The 20,328-nt window shown below is 40.6% G+C and carries 16 protein-coding genes; 7 read left to right on the top strand and 9 right to left on the bottom strand.

The features are described from left to right. Positions 1-153 precede the first annotated feature (153 nt). From AACT52_RS05215 to AACT52_RS05205, 3 genes are all read right to left on the bottom strand, one after another. Positions 154-1,191 (bottom strand): DMT family transporter, encoded by a 1,038-nt coding sequence (locus AACT52_RS05215; RefSeq protein ID WP_233153860.1) that lies wholly within the window; start codon positions 1,189-1,191, stop codon positions 154-156. Positions 1,192-1,648: 457 nt separating this feature from the next. Further along, positions 1,649-2,470: a class I SAM-dependent methyltransferase gene (locus tag AACT52_RS05210; protein ID WP_083630191.1), complete on the bottom strand. Its 822-nt coding sequence runs from the start codon at positions 2,468-2,470 to the stop codon at positions 1,649-1,651. Further along, positions 2,434-3,159 carry a methyltransferase domain-containing protein gene (locus AACT52_RS05205; RefSeq protein ID WP_073629655.1) on the bottom strand — a complete coding sequence of 242 codons (726 nt, stop codon included), beginning with the start codon at positions 3,157-3,159 and terminating at the stop codon, positions 2,434-2,436. Before AACT52_RS05205 ends, AACT52_RS05210 begins: the two co-directional genes overlap by 37 nt. Before the next feature lie 643 nt (positions 3,160-3,802). Here AACT52_RS05205 and AACT52_RS05200 point away from each other — a divergent pair. Continuing rightward, positions 3,803-3,943 (top strand): hypothetical protein, encoded by a 141-nt coding sequence (locus AACT52_RS05200; protein WP_158054562.1) that lies wholly within the window; start codon positions 3,803-3,805, stop codon positions 3,941-3,943. Positions 3,944-4,235: 292 nt separating this feature from the next. Here AACT52_RS05200 and AACT52_RS05195 read toward each other — a convergent pair whose 3' ends face one another. Further along, on the bottom strand, positions 4,236-6,071 hold the full coding sequence (locus AACT52_RS05195; RefSeq protein WP_073629653.1) for an ATP-binding protein: 1,836 nt from the start codon (positions 6,069-6,071) through the stop codon (positions 4,236-4,238). A gap of 127 nt (positions 6,072-6,198) precedes the next feature. Further along, on the bottom strand, positions 6,199-6,546 hold the full coding sequence (locus AACT52_RS05190; RefSeq protein WP_073629651.1) for a PAS domain S-box protein: 348 nt from the start codon (positions 6,544-6,546) through the stop codon (positions 6,199-6,201). Between the two features lie 265 nt (positions 6,547-6,811). On the opposite strand from AACT52_RS05190, the gene AACT52_RS05185 reads away from it, so the two are divergent. Next, a complete protein-coding gene (locus AACT52_RS05185) occupies positions 6,812-7,918 on the top strand; it encodes an ATP-binding response regulator (RefSeq protein WP_073629649.1) in 1,107 nt (368 codons plus the stop codon). A 212-nt stretch (positions 7,919-8,130) separates the two neighbouring features. Continuing rightward, positions 8,131-8,829 (top strand): response regulator transcription factor, encoded by a 699-nt coding sequence (locus AACT52_RS05180; protein ID WP_073629647.1) that lies wholly within the window; start codon positions 8,131-8,133, stop codon positions 8,827-8,829. Positions 8,830-9,142: 313 nt separating this feature from the next. On the opposite strand, the gene AACT52_RS05175 is transcribed toward AACT52_RS05180, so the two are convergent. After that, positions 9,143-10,060 (bottom strand): calcium-binding protein, encoded by a 918-nt coding sequence (locus AACT52_RS05175; protein WP_073629645.1) that lies wholly within the window; start codon positions 10,058-10,060, stop codon positions 9,143-9,145. A 537-nt stretch (positions 10,061-10,597) separates the two neighbouring features. Then, positions 10,598-11,446: a hypothetical protein gene (locus AACT52_RS05170; protein ID WP_073629643.1), complete on the bottom strand. Its 849-nt coding sequence runs from the start codon at positions 11,444-11,446 to the stop codon at positions 10,598-10,600. Positions 11,447-12,167: 721 nt separating this feature from the next. Between AACT52_RS05170 and AACT52_RS05165 the strand changes: the two genes are divergently transcribed. The 4 genes from AACT52_RS05165 (at position 12,168) to AACT52_RS05150 (ending at position 18,004) form a co-directional block, all read left to right on the top strand. Next, positions 12,168-12,617, top strand: a complete 450-nt coding sequence (locus tag AACT52_RS05165; RefSeq protein WP_073629641.1) for a hypothetical protein — start codon at positions 12,168-12,170, stop codon at positions 12,615-12,617. A gap of 61 nt (positions 12,618-12,678) precedes the next feature. Then, on the top strand, positions 12,679-15,210 hold the full coding sequence (locus tag AACT52_RS05160) for a CHAT domain-containing protein (protein WP_198940873.1): 2,532 nt from the start codon (positions 12,679-12,681) through the stop codon (positions 15,208-15,210). A 701-nt stretch (positions 15,211-15,911) separates the two neighbouring features. Continuing rightward, positions 15,912-17,207, top strand: coding sequence for a DNA cytosine methyltransferase (locus tag AACT52_RS05155; protein ID WP_073629639.1), 1,296 nt, complete (start codon positions 15,912-15,914; stop codon positions 17,205-17,207). A 221-nt stretch (positions 17,208-17,428) separates the two neighbouring features. After that, positions 17,429-18,004 (top strand): hypothetical protein, encoded by a 576-nt coding sequence (locus AACT52_RS05150; RefSeq protein ID WP_198940872.1) that lies wholly within the window; start codon positions 17,429-17,431, stop codon positions 18,002-18,004. Between the two features lie 46 nt (positions 18,005-18,050). Here AACT52_RS05150 and AACT52_RS05145 read toward each other — a convergent pair whose 3' ends face one another. Together AACT52_RS05145 and AACT52_RS05140 are read right to left on the bottom strand one after the other, a co-directional pair. Next, on the bottom strand, positions 18,051-19,016 hold the full coding sequence (locus AACT52_RS05145; protein WP_073629635.1) for an aldo/keto reductase: 966 nt from the start codon (positions 19,014-19,016) through the stop codon (positions 18,051-18,053). Between the two features lie 144 nt (positions 19,017-19,160). Continuing rightward, on the bottom strand, positions 19,161-20,237 hold the full coding sequence (locus tag AACT52_RS05140) for a hypothetical protein (protein ID WP_073629633.1): 1,077 nt from the start codon (positions 20,235-20,237) through the stop codon (positions 19,161-19,163). Positions 20,238-20,328 lie beyond the last annotated feature (91 nt).

Raw genomic sequence — 20,328 nt, 5'->3', positions numbered from 1 at the left:
CAATTATCATCACTATAAGAGTAAGTAGATCGGGGCAAAAAAACAGAACTATATAACAAAAGTAAAGTTGCCCAAAAACCTCTTCTCTTCTGCCTTCTGCCTTATGATAACGACAATTTTTAACGCCGACCTACTTATAGCACTTATCATCTGCTAGCACTTATCATCTGCTAGCTTTTCTGAACCTTTACTTAGTTTTGCCAGGTATATACCAGCTAAAACCAAGAAAAATCCTACCCAATTGAGAGGAGTTAATTTCTGCGCAAAAATTACCCAGGCAAATAAAGCTGTTAGCAAAGGTTCAAGGAGCATAAAAAGAGTGACAAAACCTGAAGAAAATTGCTTAAGATTATGAATAAGCAATCCCTGTCCTATGATTTGACACAGAACCCCTAGACAAATAACGGCCAGCCAAGTCTGCCAAGAAGTTGGAAATAATTGCCTCTCAGTAGTTAATGTAAGTAAAAAAGTAAAGCATCCACAGAACAAGCAATACCATACTAGTATAGTGGTCACTGAAAATTTGGAACGTAGGTGTTCTCGAACCAGATAGTTGAGAGCATAGAAAACAGCAGATAGTAGAGCCAAGCAATCACCAACAAGCGAATCAACCGCTTCTTGAAAATCTCCAAAACTAATGGTAGCTGCTCCAATTATTGCTAACCCCATTCCTAACAAAAACTTATAATCAAAGCTTTGACGAAAGAATAGCCACCCGCATAATGTTGCAAATATAGGGGTTAGATTATGGAGCAAATTAGAATTGGCAACACTGGTTTGAGTCAATGAGCAAGCCCAGAAGAAACTAGCAGTGGTTCCTAAAATTGATGACAAAAGGAAAATTCCCCAATCTTCTAACTTAATGACCTCAGTAGGTTTAGACGAATTACCAATTCCATATTGAATTCCCTCCCACATAAACAAAGCAATAGTAGCTATGTAAAAGCGATTAAAACTAGTTGCTGCTGGACCAAGCTCATTTTCGCTAAGTCGAGTAAAAATTGCTGCAAATGATAGAATAAAAGCCCCTAACAATAACGAAAAAAAACCACTTGACAATGAATTGTCTTTAGTGGTGTTCTGTGACAGTTCTTGTTGATTAACCATATTATAAGTTTTTATTTTTTTTAATTTAGTAGCTCTGTCGTCCCAGTCTTTTCGCAAAGTGGGGCTAAGCTCGACTTTCTCCATTTTCCAGCAACGCGTTTGCATACGCTAAAACCCTTGTGGGTTCTAGATTTTGACTTTTTCAATCTCGGCAAAATTAGTGATGTAGGAAAAACTTTTTGCCACAAAGCTATAAATCAATGCCAACAAAGTTTACGCTGCTTAATTGGATAAAGTCGAGCTAAGAGGATGTCTGAAAACTTTAAGGAAGGTATATTTTGTCATTCTAAGCGCGAACGTTCTGGAGCGTAAGCGCAAAGCGCAGGCTCCGCCAACGCGAAGTGTGTCCCGTGCCTCGCAAAGCGAGGAGCTTACGCTAACGCGAAGCGTGTCCGCAAGGACTCAGGGACTCAGAATCCCAATTTTCCGTTGTGGTTGGAGATGCTGAGCGCCCTTGGCGCACGCACTCGCGTTCACTACGCTGTCGCTTCGTGCCTCGCAGAGCGAGGAGCTACGCTAACAGCATGACATTTTTAACTTCTCAGACATCCTCTAAGCCCTTCCATATTGCTCGGATGAATACTGCGCCAAGAAAACCACGCTCAAACAGATCAATATATTGTAGATATTCATTTTTAAGTTGGGCATAGCCGATATCTCCAATTTGTTTCATAATGTCCGGCATGGCATTAAAAATCTGATTTACAAACTCTTTGTACCAGCGATAATATTCGGCAGAGACATCCTCCAGCGCATCAATTTGCCAGCCTGTTCCATCAAACATCTTGGCTATAGCATCGTCATTTTCAAACGGAAAAGAGAACGGATCAGAACCTGCAACAGATATGGGAGACAACTTGTATCTGCCTAGATCACGAAAGTCAGAAATGAAAATACGAGCATTAAAATTAGCAGTTTCCCCGATTTTTCTAAGGAGTTGCTTCTTGTCAGATATATGAATAAAAGTATTTATTGACACAAAATGAGAGAACCAACCCAACTCTGCTGAGTTAATGTCCATTGCATCTAGCGTATAGAACTTCCCATTTGGAAATCTTTCACGAGCAACCTCAATAGAGTCTTTGTTGAGATCAATTCCAACTACTTCTGGCCAGCCTACCCCATGGAGGTATTGCATAGTTCCTCCAAGTCCGCACCCTATGTCTAACAATCGAGAATGTTCACTTGGAATTTCATTTACAAGATGATCAATGTGAACATCGCCTCCTGCATGAGCATGGTCATTGTTTCGAATTTGAGAAAGCAGGTTAGAGTATTCGACTCTCGTCAACCCTTGTATCGGCGATCCGTTTTCGGCTTTCATGTTCATTTTACCGCAATCCAACCAGCAAAGTTCATCCATCGCCAAAAACAGTCAATTTCACTAAACCCAGTGAACCTCAACTGCTCCATATTCCATTCGGCAGTTTGCGGGACTAGCACCCCTTCTAAACTCTTCTGCTTGGCTTTAATAGCCTGCCAGGAGTATCCACGCGAATGCTTAAAATCATGATAGTTTTTTATCATCATAGAATCTAATCCTAAAGAGCTTCCCAATACCTTTTCAACAAGCAGCACAACCCCGCCTGGAATTGTATGATCATAGACCTGTCGTAGAATCTTCAGTCTGTGTTCCATAGGAACAAATTGCAGGGTAAGAATCAAAAGACTAACACTTGTTTCATAGCTTGGGAAGCTGTTTCTAAGATCCATTTGTTCAATAGTAAGACGGTGAGCGTTTGGATGATTTCCGAACAACTCTCTTATTTTATTTATCATTGGCGCGCTGTTATCTACAGCCACATAATGACAATCGACAGTATCATTGATAAGGTCTCTTAACGAACCACCTATTGAACATCCGAGATCGACTACCGCCGTTCCAGGTTTCCGATAATTCCGAGCTAACTGGACACAACAGTTCCTCATCTCTTGATACTGTGGAATTGATCTGTCCAACATATCATCGAACACCTCAGCAACATCTTCATCGAAGCGCCATGCTGAACTTGGTATTGTACGATCAACCTTAGAAGTCTTGGGCAGACTCATCGTAGATTCTCCAAAATTTTTCTTCCTTTGCCATTTACATTTAGAAGTTCCTTTGCTAACTGCTAGGGAAAGCCAATAATACAACGATAGAGTACAACTCCACCTAGTATTTGCTCTAAAGTTCGTTTTGCTTGGCATAAAACATCATTGCACATCATGCCAACCAGAGGAATATTGCAAAAAATGACGAAAACTTTAAAAAAATAAATAAAATCAACCGCAATTTTCAGTAAAAAAAATGGCTTTTTTTGTGATGTTGTATAGTTTTCCCAATTTGCACAGCTTCTTCCAGCATATGCAACATACGTCCAGTAAGTGCTGTGAGTGCTATTCTTTATACCTTACATTTACTTATAGTTTTAGTAGTAATTTTTACAAAAATATAAAACAGTAAAGCAGATAGTTAAATAATTAAATCAGAAGACAATTAAGACAGTTAAGACAGTTAAAACACTAAAAAAATTAATAAAATAAAACATTAATTATTTTTTTGTTTAGAGTTAAAGCTTAATCCTTGACAGAAATCATTAAGTATGGTTATATATACGGCGAGATGTGCCCATTCCTTCTAGGGATGGCTGAGAATGACCCGTTTTGAATTCACGCATTCGCGATATTCTTAATTCAAAAACAAGAATAAGCATTGACCGAAGAAGACGCGGTTCAGGGAGACGCGGTGACGCGGAAAGCCGAGCGTATCCCAGAGGGAGTCAGGGCACTACGCTGCGCGCAATCGCCTACGGTGCGACTTTATGCGATCGCAACTAATAAAAGCCGAAACTAAGTCTAATAATGAGTGATTTTCGGGAGAGGAAAGTCTAGCATTTAAATTAAAAGCCTCCTACTCGTTGTCTTGTAGGAGGCTTTCATCATAGCTATTTCCTCTAAACTAAACATCGGACAGGTGTTGGATTTGACGTTATTTTCAGCTTACTACCTGTCCTTCCTTATCCCGAACCCAGGTTTTTTAACCTCTTTACTCTGTGTAACGCCAGTCGCCTGCTGTCGGGAAACCCTCCTGCAGCGCTGGCTCCTCTGCGCCTCTGTGGTTAAATAAATAACTTATAAACCGGAAATTAGCATGTGTTGGTTAAAGCAATAATTTCTTCAAAAGAAAAATCATGAACTAGGTTAGTCAAGGCTTTAGCTAAACAAGCATGTGACTGAGGAATCTCGTTAACGAGCTTGAGAACGTGCTTGGCATTAACTCTCGTTGCAGCCTGACGCAATTGTTCCACCCACTCAACAGGCATTTGTGCGATCGCATCTGCGATCTCGTCTGTCGAGAGAATCGGCTGTTGGTGCAGTTTTGTTTCCTGCGTGGCATAGATATACTTGGCACCCAAGTATTCAGCCATCTTTTCAAAGATGGTTTCAGCGGAAAAGGGCTTGCGGACGAAATCGTCACAGCCTATAGACAAAGCTATGAGCCGATCCTCTTCAAAAGCACTGCCCGTCAAAGCAATCACAACAGGGGCATAATCCCCTGTGGATTTTATCCGTTTGGTTGCTTCATACCCATCCATCAAGGGCATTCGCATATCCATCCAGACTAGATGGGGACGCCAATTCGCAGACAACTCGATCGCTTCTTGCCCGTTGTGAGCTTCCCGCACGTCAAAACCCACAGGTTGCAACAACTCGATCATAAGTTGGCGAATTTCCTGTTTGTCCTCTACGACGAGAATGCGATAATGCGGTTGTCCCGGAGCCAAAGCGCTGACCTGCTGAGTCGATTTTTGAACCTGTACCTCCGAGGCTTGAACCTCCTGGGTTTGGATATCAAATTTAAAAATGGTTCCGATTCCCAAGGTGCTGTCTGCGGTAATCTCTCCTCCCATCAAGCGGACAAATTTCTGACTAATCGGCAAGCCCAACCCAGTTCCCCCTTCTTGAGAGTTTTGACCAGTCTGAGTTTGCACGAATGGCTCAAATAAACACTCAAGTTCAGTTAAATCAATACCAGGACCGGTATCTTCCACTTCAAAGAACAAGCGCAATCGTCTGTCCTGTTCCTCATTCCCCCGCTTCCCTCGCAAAATAACTTTGCCTGCTTGGGTAAACTTAATAGCATTGCCTAACAAGTTAATGAAAACCTGGCGCAGTTTGCTCTGATCGCTGCGAATATATTGAGGAAGGTCGGGGGCTAGTTCAAAGATCAGCTTCAATCCTTTAGACTCGGCTTTTAACCGGAACATCTGTTGCAAACTGTCCAAAAGATACTTTAAGTCGAAGTTAGTTTGATGAAATATGGTTTTGCCCGCCTCAATTTTGGACATTTCCAAGACATCATCAATCAAATTCAACAAGTGTTCGCCACTGCGGGCGATCGTCTCCAAGTACTCCTGTTGCTGGGCATCAACAGTGCTACTTCTAGCAAGCAATTGAGTAAAGCCCAGGATAATATTGAGAGGAGTTCGCAGTTCGTGGCTCATGTTTGCCAAGAACTGACTTTTGGCATTGTTTGCTACATCCGCTGCTTCTTTAGCCTGGTTGAGTGCGACTTCTATCTGTTTGCGCACCGTGATATCGCGAATCACTAAAACAGCACATTTCTCGCCTCCGACCAATTTAATACAGCTGCCAGAAATTTCCAGGATTAAGGTTTGCTCGTATTGTTGAAATTCATATTCAGTGGCTTTGAGTTGATTTTGGAGTGCCTTCACCACTGGATGTGCTGAGGGTAAAATCTCTAGACCCTGCTGTGCTAATGGCAGTAGCTCAATCAGTTGCCTTCCCAGAATAGTGATATGAGGTCTGTCAAGCAGGCGATCAAAGACCGTGTTGCACCATTGCACAACGGTGTCTTCACCCGTCCAAACGATCGCGTTATCAATAGCTCCTAGTGCAACCTCCATCTTTCCTAAAGTTGAACGCAGTCGGCTCAACTGAAGGGCAAGATCGTTCTCCATAAATACAACCTTATTGCGAAATTATAGCGGTTAGCAATTGGGTAAGGTACGCCAAAGAAATAATGAACCACAGATGGACACAGATAAATAATTACTTCATCCAAACGAGAAACGCTATATTATTGCTTTACAAAGGACGAATCATTGCTCCAAACAACCAATGTTCTCCTTGCTTGTGTGCCGTAATCAAATGTTCGCTCTCGATTTCTTTTCCATCCTTGGTTACGGCTTTCAGTAGGAGAGGATGATTGAGAACATGAGACTTTTCCGTCATAACAAAGCGGGAAAAACTGAGTCGATGGGAATCATGAAGGCTGGTGGGAATAATGACTTCGAGGGGTAAGCCAACTATCTCCTCCGAACTCCAGCCAAAAACAGTTTTAAAAGAATCATTGACATAACTGATAAATCCTTCTTGGTCGGTCAGAACAACTGGAAATTCAGTTTCTAACCTCATGTCATTAATACTTTTCATGCAACAGCTTTGATTCTTTTAATAAGGAAAAATTGATATATGTATTTTTACACTATAAACGTTCTTTTGTGACCTAAGTTAGAGTAAGATAAAAAACTATTGACTTAGTGTTTGCCTCATGCATTTAGCAATTCCTCAGCCCTCAAAGTTTGCTATTTTTCTTCTTTAAAAGTCAAATAATAAGGATAAAAGCCTGGAAATATGGGACGAATATTGACGGATGCTCTCACAGATACTTGTTCGTTGGTTTTGACTCAGGCTGAAGATGAACAATAGTCAATTATACAAGGGAGATATCCTTATTGTTGACGACACCCTTGATAACCTGCGCCTGTTATCTAACATACTTATCGAGCAGGGGTATGAGGTGCGGGGGGTGACAAACGGCTCAATGGCGTTAATGGGTGCCACCGCTCAACCACCGGATTTGATTTTGCTTGACATCAATATGCCAGGACTCAATGGCTATGAAGTTTGCCAGCAGTTGAAAGCAAATGCCCAAACTTCCGAGATTCCGGTCATTTTCCTTAGCGCTTTAAGTGAAGCCTTTGATAAGGTAAAAGCGTTCTCAGTTGGAGGTGTAGATTACATTACCAAACCTTTTCAACTAGAGGAAGTCTTCGCCCGTGTTGAAACTCAACTCACAAGCCGTAGATTGCGAGAACAACTTCAAGTTCAAAATTCCCGTTTGCAGCTTGCAGAGAAAGAACTCCTCAAAGCTTTAGAGCAAGAACGGGAACTTAACCAGCGGATTCAGGAAATGACGGCTGTGGAAGAGCGCAATCGAATTGCCCGTGACATTCATGACTCCCTGGGGCATTCGCTGGTTGCGCTCAATATTCAAATTGAAGCTGCTTTGGCTCTATGGCACGAGGACTTGGACAAAGCTTATGCATTTGTGTTGGAGGCAAAACAACTGGGGTCAGAGACGTTGAAAGCAGTACGCGAATCAGTTACGCTGATCAGGTCTGAGCCACTGCAAGGTCATTCCTTAGAAAAGGCGATCGCAAGTCTTACAGATGAATTTCATCGGCTGACTGGTGTGAAGCCAGAGTGCCATATTGACGTTACGCCCAACTTACCCGATTCGATAAACACAGCAATTTACCGAATTTTACAGGAAGGACTGACGAACATTTGCAAGTATGCCCAGGCAAGTGCAGTCCAGATTCAGCTCCAGTCTACAGCTTCTGGTGTATTTCTAGTGCTTCAGGATAATGGCAAAGGCTTTCAGATGGATCGCAACACAAAGGGATTTGGACTCAGGGGAATGCAGGAACGAGTCACTGCTTTGAAGGGTCAGTTGGAGATTGTCAGCGAACCAAATACAGGTTGTTTAATTGCAGCTAAATTTCCCACAATAGCAGATTGAGAACCAACAAAGAGCAAATTTGAGCCTTGAGGGAATTACCGAATATTATTGTAAAATATTTACTAAAATTTCGTAAATTTAGGTTTTATTAGCCCAATATCAAGTTTAATAATTTTACGGTTGCTAAAAAACTTGTCTTGTTGTGTCCCACCGTTAAAAGCGGATGGGTTCTTAAATTATTTCTTATAACTCACGTTATAACTAACTCACTTATGATTCGGGTATTGCTGGTTGAAGACCAAGAGATTGTCCGTCGTGGCTTGAAAACTCTATTAGAGATTCAGCCCGATTTAGAAATAGTGGCAGAAGCAGAAAACGGTCAAAAAGCGATTCATCAGATGGAAAGTCTTTATTGTAGGAATTCTCAACCCGATGTCGTGTTGATGGACATCCGAATGCCCGTAATGGATGGAGTTGCTGCTACCGAGCAGATTTGCAAGCAGTTTCCAGACACAAAGATTCTGATTCTTACAACGTTTGATGATACTCCATATGTCTCCAAAGCATTACGCTTTGGAGCTAAAGGATACTTATTGAAAGATACACCGGCACAGGAACTAGCAGCAGCAATTCGTTCGATTCACAAAGGGTATACTTACTTCGGACCCGGAATTCTGGAAAAGATGCTAAGTGTCGTACCAGTTTCTGAGCCAGAAGCACAAAAAGAGCCGCCAGAGGAACTCGGGCAACTCACTATCAGAGAACGAGAAGTTTTGTGTTTGATTGCAACGGGTTTAAGCAATCGAGAAATTGCCCAAACTCTCTTTCTTTCTGAAGGGACAGTCAGAAATCACATCACTCATATTCTGACTCGACTCAATTTACGCGATCGCACTCAAGCCGCGATTTTTGCTAATACCTTTCTATGTTGGCTGAAAAACTCTGAGTTGCCAACAAAAAGTGGAGTGTAAATAAATACAAAAGCATTGGACTGTTGGAAAATTGGAGGTAAAACCTCTGTTTTCATCAAAAAGATTAGACAAGATTGCGGAATGTGAGTTCCATCTGTGTCCATCTGTGTCCATCTGTGGTTAATTATTCTTTTTTTTTGAATGAATGCAAGAAGTCTATTGTGTAGAGACGCTTTCATGAGAGCGCGTCTCTACATTGTCTAACAGAATCAAGTCGCGGCACCCCTAAGATTTTGGTGTACTGTAGTCAAAGCATCAGTCAAAACATCTTGGCTAATAGCTGAGCTAACACCTGAGTATCTGTGTTTAAGCATTAGCCTGGAACTTTCAAAAACTCGAAGTCTTGTTGCATGTTAATCTGACTCTTACTGATATCTTGCAACACAGCAATGAGGTCATTTTGATAGTAGATTCCAGTATCCAATTTACTGCTACTGCCAAGACTGAAATTGCTTTCTGCAAGGGTATAGTTCGCTCCACAGAGTTGGATTTTATCTACACCTACTTCCCAATCGACAATCTTGGCATAGTTATTACCTTGATTGTAGTAATACACTTGACTCTCGGAACCCAAAACGAAGGTATCTTTTCCACTACCACCAATAAGGGTGTCCTGTTCGTTGGTTCCACCGCCGTAACCGACAAGCGTATCATTGCCACTCATACCAGACAGGGTATCGTTACCTTTAGCACCAGATAGGATGTTGTCGAATGCGTTACCAGTAATTTTATTATCGAGTTCGTTGCCGTAACCTGCGATCGCAGCACTGCCAATTAACTCCAAGTTTTCAACATTAGCGGCTAAGGTGTAACCATCCACATAAGACTTAACTGTATCGATTCCTTCTCCCGATTTCTCAACGACATTGTCATAAGTATAAGTGGGGAAAAATATATTGCCTGTGTTGACGAGTTCGGCAGTATCTACATAGTAAGTATCATTACCGTCACCACCAACAAGTGTGTCTATACCTTTGCCACCAGAGAGGGTGTCATTGCCTAGTTCACCATAGAGACTATCAATGCCATCACCTCCATAGAGACTGTCATTGCCATCACCTCCATAGAGACTGTCATTATCTGAACCACCAAAGACAAGATCATCACCTGCATGAGCAAAGATAATGTCGTTGCCTTCATAACCGTAGATGGTGTCGTTTTCTCCAGTACCGTGAATTACAGGAAAAAATGTGCCGTTGTCGTTGAAAGAAGTGCCTTTAATGACTGCCATATGAATTTCCTTTTGTGCAATATAATGTAGAAGAAAATAGCTTTGAGACTGAGACTGCCTGGTTTTGTTTGAGGTTTGCTCTCGTCCCTTCACTCGATAGTTTTAAGATATCCGTAAAATTTTTCACAACCATCTAATAAATGTCACGAGCGCACCATGACATTTGTCATCATGCAGATGTTTTTTAAACTTACGTGATATCAAGTCCGGTTGATTAGTGTCTATTCCCCCAAAAGCCCACCCCGGCTTTGGCTAAGCCAAAACCGCCCCTCCCCGATGTTTTCGGGAGGGGTTAGGGTGGGGTGTACGCACGTTGGTAATGATGAGTGTTTAAACGGAAGGATTATTCTCAATAGTTCACGATTAATAAAAATGAGCAACGGAAAAATCAGAGCTTAGGAAACCCTCAAAATCACATGAATCCAGATACAATGAAAAGTCAAGTTGCCACAGGTATTCCCGTCATCTTTTTAGCTGTTAGACAATATTTGTTCTAATAAGCAATATTTGGTTGTTAACCAAATTGTTCATATTATTTCATGGAAGCATTTTAGGACGACTGAGAATTAGCACCTGCACTTGACCATCACCAGTGTTAATTGCTAATACTGGAGGACGCTGATCCCGTTTTGCATCAGGAGGCATTGCAGGGAACACATAAACCCAATTGTTGTTCTCAATTAGCAACCGCCAAACAATAGGTTGCTTTGGATTAGTTGTTGTATCATTTGTTCCTCGTTCGTAAATCCGCCGAAATTGTTCAACATCTCCGATAATGCGAGAATTGTTCAAGTCAGCATTTGTCAAATCCTGCAAATTCAGTCCTAAAGCACTTTTGTCCTTTGGACTGACCAGAGTCACGATGGGTCTTGTTGAGGTTGTATTAACGGCATCACGGAAAGCATCAGCAGTGCCTTGCCAGCGACCTAACCAAAATAAGGCAGCCAAAATCCAGGCAACAACAATGATTTCATGGCGTAAAGGTAGAGGTAGAAGTTGGGCAAAAGAACGTAAAGGTTGAAACAGCCGAAAACTGTGTACTTTTTGCGTAAAACTGCTAATAGGTGATTTTAATGTGCTAGGTGGGCTGCCTGTCTTTGGTGAACGAATTACCCAGAGACTGAATTTAATTAATAAAATAGTAATAATTAAAACTAATAATGACCGTACAAATATCCAGAAATCACCAAGAATAACTTGGATTGGTACTAATAAAAAAGACTCAAACGGGAAATTTAAAGCTGTAATTTCTATTTCAAAAAAACCGAAGTAAGCCCAGCGATATATCCAGCCAACAAAGTAAAGGAAGATAGCTAACACGCCAAGTAAACTAGCGAAGCTTCCTAGAAGATTAGTGTTGGAGGAATTGTCAGGACCAGAGGACATGATTTGTGACAATGGTTACTAAAGGTTTAATTAAAACTAGCTACTTGCACATCAGATCAAGCAACCTCAAACAGGGAGAAAGTACATCGCTTGATTGTTACATACACTCTCAATGCTTCCTTTGGATCAAACCCACAACTTGCTTTCATTAACTCAGATCTTGCACCTCTCCGTAGAAGCCTAGACTTAGTCAAAAGCAGTGCAATAAAGTTACATCACTTTTTTTGGCTTTTATCGGTCAAACAAGGGCTTCAAGCTTAGTACTGAGTGTTAAAATTATATCAATTTTTATTGGTAAAAGATATCAGTTAACAAAAGTGGGTTGCTTTCCTTTGGACAGGTGTAAGTTCTCCCTCTAGGCAATGTGATATTATCTATTTCATCAAATTACATTAAAACCCAGTTAATCATCCATAATCGCTTGATAGAGCAAATATTGTCCTATCTCAGGAAAGCTTAGTCACAGCCTTTGGGAGAACGTTTCCGGAATCAAGAGTCATTTCTCTGATTCTATATTGATAGTAATAGCCAATTCAGACTAATCCCACTTTCTTGCTTTACTCCCTACCTCATTAGCTATAAATATATGAAAGTAGTTTTTAAAACAGTAAGTGTTGTGTTAGTAATAGCTACAGCTATAACAGTATAAAATATACAGGTAGTAACAGCAACTCCTCAAATAGCACAAACACAGCGGTCAACAATTAACAGTCTAATACCCTTGGCACTACCTACCACTGCTATTGTGTGGCTTAAAGATGGGAAGTCCATTACTGGACAACTCACAGATTTTAATTCCAAAAATCAAAAAATTCAGATTTCCCACGCTGGTACAGCTCGCTCACTTCAGCTTACCCAAGTACAGCGAATAAGTTTTAGAAAAGATGCATTGGTTTATACCAATGATGGACAGCGAGTGATCCGAGGAGAAGATAAGGCAAAAGCAACACAAAGTGTGTGGGAGGATATACCAGTAGATGCATTTCGGTTAGTTAAGCCAAAGCAAGGGCTAGCTAGCGTAGAGCTATCAAAAATTATGAATCAAAAACAACTACGTGGTATTTGGGGAGTAGCACAGGACAGTTTATATGTAGTGGATGAGATGGAATTTCAACCAACTAAAAAGATAACGATTAAGGTGACACCGACTGATAAATTAAAATTTCGTTAGATGGGATGTGACGGTTGTAATCCACTAAAACTGCCTTGTGATAAGGCAAGGGTATTGCTGAATGAGAATAAAAGAAATAATCAGAGTTTTATTGGTTGTAGGAATTGGCTTGGCTTATGTGGTGATAGAGCCAAGCCATAAGGCAGTGTGGGGGCAAACTCAAAATCCTCAAACTCAACAGGCGCAGAAACTGCTCGATCTTGCAATAGAGCAAGCAAACAAAAGACAACCAAAAAAAGCAATCGCAACTCTTGAGCAAGCATTATTATTTGCACGGCAACAAAAAGACAGAAAGCTGGAAGCAACTATTCTAGTTTGGATTGGCTTCAACTACAGGAACATCGAGCAGCCGCAGAAGGCATTGGATTATTTCAACCAATCTCTGCCCATTTCAAGAGAAGCGGGCGACCGCGCTGGTGAAGCTACTACTCTTAAGCATATCGGTATTACTCTCGAGCATATCGGTATTGTCAGCGTCCTGACAGAGCAACCGCAAAAGGCATTGGATTATTTCAAGCAATCTCTGCTCATTTCAAGAAAAGTGCGCGATCGCGCTGGTGAAGCTACTACTTTGAACTATATCGGTTTAGTCTTCAACAAGACAGAGCAACCGGAGAAGGCATTGGATTATTTCAAGCAATCTCTGCTCATTTCAAAAAAACTGGGCGATAGTGCTGGTGAAGCTACTACTCTGGACTATATCGGTGATGTATACCTTTTACTTGAGCAACCGGAGAAGGCATTGGATTATTTTAACCAATCTCTGCTCATTTCAAGAAAAGTGGGCGATCACATTCATGAAGCTATTACTCTGAATAGTATTGCCTTTATCTACCTTAAGATAGATCAGCGGGGAAAAGCATTGGATTATTTTAAGCAAGTTCTGCTCATTTCAAAAAAAATCCCCGACTACAATATTGAAGCTGCTGCTCTCAACAATATCGCTTTTTTCTCCGCTGGTATAGAGCCACAGCAGAAGATATTAGATTATTATAATCAATCTCTGCTCACTTTAAAAAAAGTGGGGAATCCCGTTGCTGAAGCTACTATTCTCAAGAATATCGGTTTATTCTATCTCAATTATATCAGGCAGCCACAGAAGGCAGTTGCATATTACAAGCAATCTCTGACTCGAATATTGAAAATACGTGCCAACATCACCAAAGATGAACGCATCAAATTTTTACAGTTACAACAAAACATTCGTGGCGCTTTGATTACGAGCCTCATCGAATTGAAGCAATTTAAAGAAGCCTATAAATGGGCTAACCTTGTTACCACCGTTGACTTAATTGACTATACTCGCCTGATTAATGCCAAAGTCAAAGATCCCGCAGCTCAAAAAGCTATTAACGAGTGGAACCAACTAAACCAACAACTGCAATTTCTGCGCCAAAAACTACAGCAAAAATTTTCCGAACCCCTCTCGCGACAAATGCGTGAATTAGAAAATCAAGTCTTCAAAAAAGGTGAAGAAATTTCCCAACGCTTTCCCGAAGTTGCAGAAATATTTGAAATCACTTCCACTGATATTAGTAGCTTACAAGCAAATATCCCAACAGGTACAACAGTCATCTATCCTGTTGTATTAAGTGATACAGTAAATTCCTGGAATCCAATTGTTTTATTCGTCTTAACTAAAAACAGCTTGGAGGCAAAGCAATTCTTGGTTAATCGTGAGGAATTTAATAAATTAGTTCAACAAACTTATGAGCAACTAACCAATCGTCTAAATGATAAATACCTAGATAGCTTGGCAAGTCTTTATAACCTACTGATTGCTCCAGTAAAAGCTGAAATTCAAGCAACTAAACCTAAACAACTTAGCATCATTGCGAGCGGAGTTCTCCGCTACATTCCCTTTGATGCTCTCTACGACAGCAAAAACAATCAATACTTACTAGAGAAATATCCTGTTAGCTATTTAACTCGTTTGTCTGCCCGTTCTGTTCAATCTCCCAAAACAAATAGTTCAATTGCTCAAAAACGGGTTCTTGCTTTTGGTAATCCATCTCCTAATGGTTTGCTCGCACTTGCAAATACAGAAACTGAAGTCAAAAGAATTGCTGACACACTGCCGGGGAGCAAATTCTTGATTGCTGATAAAGCTACTCTCGACTCCTTTAAAGTCCTAGCTCCTCAATTTCCTTTACTTCATTTGGCAACACACGGCTGTTTTCAACGCCAAGGTTGTCCGACATTAAAACTAGAAGAAAATGTTCTGGTGTTTGCAGACGAAAAACTAAAAATTGCTGATGCTGCTCAACTCGGATTAGAGAATGTTGATTTAATCACCCTCAGTGCTTGCCAGACTGCTCTCCAAACTGATAGTTCTGGTAAACCCTTCATTGATGATAACGAAGCGTCGATTACTGGACTTGCTTATTTATTTGAGAGAGCAGGTGCTAAGGCTGTGATTGCCAATCTTTGGAGTATCGATGACCAAGCTACCCAAGATATCATGGTTAAATTTTACCAAAATCTCAAGCAGGGGATGAGTAAAACTGAGGCACTACGTCAAGCTAAGCTCACTCAGATTCAAAAGCATCCCTTTTTCTGGTCTTCCTTTGTTCTCATTGGTGAGCCTAATTAAACCCGAATCACCAAATATCAAGTTCACTACAGATTCACTACAGGCGCGAGCACACGCTATCGATCTAGCGACTTTGCGGCGAGACGACTTTGAAGAATTTTTCCAGCACGGACAAATGCCTTACTAGAGTTAATTGGAACGGCAATGGGTAAGTCTTTAAGTGTTGACTCACATCTTGCACCAACATTTTTTGATATTTTTTCGTTACTCAGTATGAAACTAAAAGTCCTTTATTTAGAAAGAAAAGCCAGAAAAAATCGTGTAGCTTTATCGCGCATCTTTTTCGCTTGTACGGATTTCTACGGTTAGGTGCAAGATATCAGTTGAATTGTTTGAGGATTTTGACAGGGAACACAACAACGGCAACGGCAACGCGCATAGACTTCACCCGGAAATTATTTTGAATTATTAAGCGATTGCAGTGTTGTCACAACTTTTCCTCTATGCTGCCAGTTACCCAAAGATATAGATGGAGCATTGCCGTCGTGTCAAGTCAAGCCGAGATACAATAGTTTCCATCGCTCTCGTCTATCTTTTGTTTTTGTTCTAATTCCACTTTCAGCCTTTTTTTGTGGTCTTTTCAACCCGTCGAACTTACGTTAAATTAGGCTAAAGTCAATAATCTAACGTAGAGGCGCTGATAACAGTGCCCTTATGCATTTATAATCTAAAATCCACAATTGGTAGCTTCAAAATCCAAGATGATTCACAGTAACCACAAACAAAGACCTATCGCTGTTGATTTATTTGCTGGTGCTGGTGGCATGACTCTTGGTTTTGAGCGAGCAGGATTTGACGTGCTTGCATCTATTGAAATTGATCCAATTCATTGTGCGACACATGAATTTAATTTTCCTTTTTGGACTATTTTATGTAAAAGTGTCGTGGATATTACAGCAGCAGAAATTAGAAGTCGCTCCTCTATTGGTGATAGAGAAATCGATGTGGTGTTTGGTGGACCACCATGTCAAGGTTTCTCATTGATAGGTAAACGTGTTTTTGACGACCCTCGTAATTCCCTAGTCAATCATTTTATTCGGTTAGTTTTACAATTACAGCCAAAGTACTTTGTTTTAGAAAATGTTAAAGGCATGGCCCTGGGAAAGCACAAAGAGTTTATTTCAATCATCATCAATGAATTTGAGCAAAACGGTTATAAGATTCGTAAAGATTATAAAGTCTTAAATGCTGCTGAATATGGAGTGCCGCAGAATCGGGAAAGATTATTTTTGCTAGGTTGTCGTCAAGATTTGGAATTACCAAATTATCCCGATCCAATGACTAGATTGGCAAAATCAAAGAAAGCAGGGTTAAATAACCAACTCCCATTAAGCCCAACAGTTTTGGATGCAATTGGTGATTTACCTGAAGTCGAAGATTATATAGAGCTTTTTGAAAAAGATTGGGTAATTGCAGACTTTGGGAAGCCAAGTGATTACGGAAGACAACTTCGTGGTCTTTGCTCCACAGATAACGATTATTCATATGAGCGTAAATATGACTATAGAATGCTCACCTCAAGTTTAAGAACAAAGCATACTTTAGAATCTATCAAAAGGTTTGAGTTTACTCCCGCTGGGAAAACAGAACCTGTCAGCCGCTTTTATAAACTTGCTCCTGAAGGAATATGCAACACACTTAGAGCAGGAACTGCTAGCAATAGAGGAGCTTTTACTTCTGCTAGACCAATTCATCCATTTACCCCAAGATGTATTACTGTGCGCGAAGCTGCACGTTTACATTCTTATCCAGATTGGTTCAGATTTCATGTGACAAAATGGCATGGATTTCGGCAGATAGGAAATTCTGTTCCACCGTTATTAGCTAAGGCAGTAGCATCAAAAATTCTTAAAGTTCTTGATGTATGTTTATATAAACCTGGAATCATGCAAGAGTTAGGAAACGAAAAATTACTAATGTTTGATATGTCTCAAGCAGCTAGATACTATGGGGTAAAACCGCAAATTATAGAACCAAGAGCGAGAAAGTCAAGGTGAGTAAATAAAGTAGTATTTATAATACTGTAATTATTGAAATTATTGAAAATTTTAGGCAGCGTTACGCACTAGGAATAGAGCAATTTGAATTTACTCGATCTGAACTTGAAGCAGTTGGGGTTAAACTTGGACTTGATCCAAAAAATCTTGGTGATGTTATTTATGCTTATCGATTTAGAAGACCATTACCTAAAGAAATAACAAATACAGAACCTGAAGGATTGCAGTGGATTATAGAGTTAGCAGGACGTGCAATTTACAGGTTTCGTCTGGAACGTATTAACCGAATTGTTCCCTCAACTAGCTTGATGCAAATAAAAATTCCTGACTCTACTCCAGAAATTATTACCAAGTATTCATCAGGAGATGAGCAGGCTCTCCTAACTAAAATACGTTATAACCGATTGATAGATATATTTTTAGGAATTACAGCCTACTCATTACAAAATCATCTAAGAACTGCTGTCAGTGGAGTTGGTCAAATAGAAATTGATGAACTTTATGTTGGTGTAAATCGTAATGGAGCGCATTTTATTATACCTGTTCAAGCTAAAGGTGGTAGCGACCAAATTAGCATTGTTCAGACAAAGCAAGACATTGCATATTGTACTGCAAAATTTCCTGAATTGATTTGTCGCACTATATCAGCTCAGTTTATGAATAATGACGTAATAGCAATGTTTGAACTGACGCTAGACGAAAGCGAAGTCAAGGTAGTACAAGAAAAACACTACAGGCTAGTCCTTGCAGATCAAATTTCCGAAACAGATTTAAAAAACTACAGGATTTACGAGTAAGCTATAGGGTGCTTTAGGAACCGCGCTAACACACCCAAAGTTAATACTAAGTCCAAGCCCGGAAAAATGTGCCATCCTCCCAAACTGCGGCAGTACGTTGCTCAATTGCAGCTAATGCCTTATTGCTAAGAGGTTGGAAAGCCCGGGCTACATTCACGTTCTCTTCCAATTGCTTGACCGTTTCCGCTGCAATGACGCAAGAGTGAACACCAGGCTGCGACAAACTGTATCCCATAGCTTGCTGCATACCATCCAATCCGCCTGGTTTGAACAACCGACCATAAGCCGGTACTTTCATAGCAATCACGCCGACATTTTTTTGTTGTGCTAATGGAAGAACGACTGGGAGAAATGGGCGTGGGTGGTGTTTGTCGGCAGCATTAACAGGGATAAGCGTTGTGTGGAAGGGATAGCGACGCAATCCTTCAGCAATCACCTGTGGATCATGATGTCCGGTTATGCCAACAAACCGAACGAGTTTTTGCTGCATCGCCTCTTCTAAAGCTTTGACTGCGCCAGATGAACTAAAGATAGTGTTGAGTTCTTCGCGAAAAGAAACGTGATGCAATTGCCACAAGTCAAGATGATCTGTGTTTAGACGTTTGAGGCTTCTTTCCAATTCCCGCCATGCACCATCACGGTCTCTTTTATCTGTTTTACTTGCTAGAAAAATTTTTGAACGATGGGGTGGTAGTACTTTGCCAAAATAATCTTCACTGGGTCCATAATCAGCAGCAGTATCAAAGTAACGGATGCCAAGGTCAAGCGCTTTCTCAATAATTGCGACAGCATCACGTTCTCTTCCTTGCCAGGAGAGTGGCGTTTGACCAGCTCCTCCTAACCCAAAAATGGGGACTTTCACTCCTGTGCGTCCCAGCACTCGTTCTAGCATCGTCGCTGGTGGTGTAGCAGTGTCAGCTGCTTGTTGTTCCAAGGCAGATGCTCCTACTACACTGCCTGCAACCGCAACACTAGTGATGAGGAAGTTACGCCGCGTCGTGTTTCCTGACATAGTTTGCTTCAAGGGTAAATCCAGTGTTCTTTTTGTATGTTACCCAAGGAATCCCCTACGTTAAGCGATCGCAGTGTTTTTATAACAAAGTAAAGACGCGAAATCTCGCGTCTTTGTGAAATTTATTTCGGACATTTCAATTGACTAATTCAATGTCGCATTTTGCTTAGCAAAATCCCGATGAAGTTGATACTGCAAAATTTTTTGCTGCGCCATTGGATAATTATTGCTAGAAGTTGGCACTTCTTCCAAAAGTTTAATCGCTTGTTCCCACCGTTTGACAACTACTTTCCACTCATCTGTAGTTTGTGCTGACTTTGTTAACTGAGCTGCAATTTTACCTTTGTTAATTGCCTTCTCAAAATTGTCATCTTTGGGAGTAGGTTCAGGAGTTACTTCTAATCGCTTTTCCAGAGATTGATTGACATATGACATACTTTGTTGAACCTCTGGCAAATTAGTAAACAAGTATATCCATAAAGATATTAAAGAAATCAAAATAAGTGTGAAAACTCTTTTTGGTAACTTGCGATATTTAACCATTAAGTCAACCACGGTTGGCTTTTTTGCAGATGTTTTGTCATTTTGTTCAATTTCAGTGGCATTGACTTCACTCGGCTGATTATTTTCCGTTTTTACATTTGTTTCTTCATCAATTTTTTCAGGCGTGTTTTCTGGTTCATTACTAATAGCGTCGGCAAAAATCAGACGGTACTTAAATAAATACTCGATTTGGTAAAAAATAGCAGCGCTGAGTATCCAGGAAATAGCAAAGATGGCTTGCAGATTTTTGTGAGGTTGGTTGTAGGTGTCAAGAATTTTTTCGTAGTTGAGTTGAAATAGAGGTAAAAAAGGAGTTGAAAGCAATATTGCAATCAGAGTAGAAAGGACAAACACAAGCCAGCTATATAAACTTTCCCACCAACTTATGAGTCCAGGAACTAATCCCTTGATGTTATTTGTCCGTTCTCCTGGAATGGCGGGGATGAGGCGACCGATAAAAAAGTGATGAAAAAAGGCGATCGCAGGTATTGGTAATATTAGTAACAATATTACGAGCACAGTCAACAGTTCTGGGTTGTCTGACCATTTCGCGAAATAGGAGTCCAAACCGTTGCTACGTCTCGTCAAGGCTAACAACCCAGTCATAAACATCGATAGTATCAAAGCGTTTAACCAAGCACTGGGGTAAGGAAACCATGTGGGTAATCCAAATCTCATCTCACACCTACTTTATTTACTTAAGTGAACTGATTTCTGCGCTTTTAGAAAAAGACAGGTACTGAAAGTGCATGCACTTTCATTACATGAA

It is taken from the genome of Scytonema sp. HK-05, from assembly GCF_963872035.1.
GTDB lineage: Bacteria > Cyanobacteriota > Cyanobacteriia > Cyanobacteriales > Nostocaceae > Kalymmatonema.
The sequence above is the reverse complement of the archived record's forward strand: the minus strand, read 5'-3'. Positions and strand labels throughout refer to the sequence as shown.

Excerpts from the sequence above, each read along its gene's own strand:
- AACT52_RS05195 (WP_073629653.1), bottom strand. The coding sequence starts at position 6,071 with ATGGAGAACGATCTTGCCCTTCAGTTGAGCCGACTGCGTTCAACTTTA.
- AACT52_RS05190 (WP_073629651.1), bottom strand. The coding sequence starts at position 6,546 with ATGAAAAGTATTAATGACATGAGGTTAGAAACTGAATTTCCAGTTGTT.
- AACT52_RS05160 (WP_198940873.1), top strand. The coding sequence starts at position 12,679 with ATGAGAATAAAAGAAATAATCAGAGTTTTATTGGTTGTAGGAATTGGC.
- AACT52_RS05205 (WP_073629655.1), bottom strand. The coding sequence starts at position 3,159 with ATGAGTCTGCCCAAGACTTCTAAGGTTGATCGTACAATACCAAGTTCA.
- AACT52_RS05185 (WP_073629649.1), top strand. The coding sequence starts at position 6,812 with ATGAACAATAGTCAATTATACAAGGGAGATATCCTTATTGTTGACGAC.
- AACT52_RS05170 (WP_073629643.1), bottom strand. The coding sequence starts at position 11,446 with ATGTCCTCTGGTCCTGACAATTCCTCCAACACTAATCTTCTAGGAAGC.
- AACT52_RS05215 (WP_233153860.1), bottom strand. The coding sequence starts at position 1,191 with ATGGAGAAAGTCGAGCTTAGCCCCACTTTGCGAAAAGACTGGGACGAC.
- AACT52_RS05145 (WP_073629635.1), bottom strand. The coding sequence starts at position 19,016 with ATGTCAGGAAACACGACGCGGCGTAACTTCCTCATCACTAGTGTTGCG.
- AACT52_RS05155 (WP_073629639.1), top strand. The coding sequence starts at position 15,912 with ATGATTCACAGTAACCACAAACAAAGACCTATCGCTGTTGATTTATTT.
- AACT52_RS05140 (WP_073629633.1), bottom strand. The coding sequence starts at position 20,237 with ATGAGATTTGGATTACCCACATGGTTTCCTTACCCCAGTGCTTGGTTA.
- AACT52_RS05180 (WP_073629647.1), top strand. The coding sequence starts at position 8,131 with ATGATTCGGGTATTGCTGGTTGAAGACCAAGAGATTGTCCGTCGTGGC.
- AACT52_RS05210 (WP_083630191.1), bottom strand. The coding sequence starts at position 2,470 with ATGGATGAACTTTGCTGGTTGGATTGCGGTAAAATGAACATGAAAGCC.
- AACT52_RS05175 (WP_073629645.1), bottom strand. The coding sequence starts at position 10,060 with ATGGCAGTCATTAAAGGCACTTCTTTCAACGACAACGGCACATTTTTT.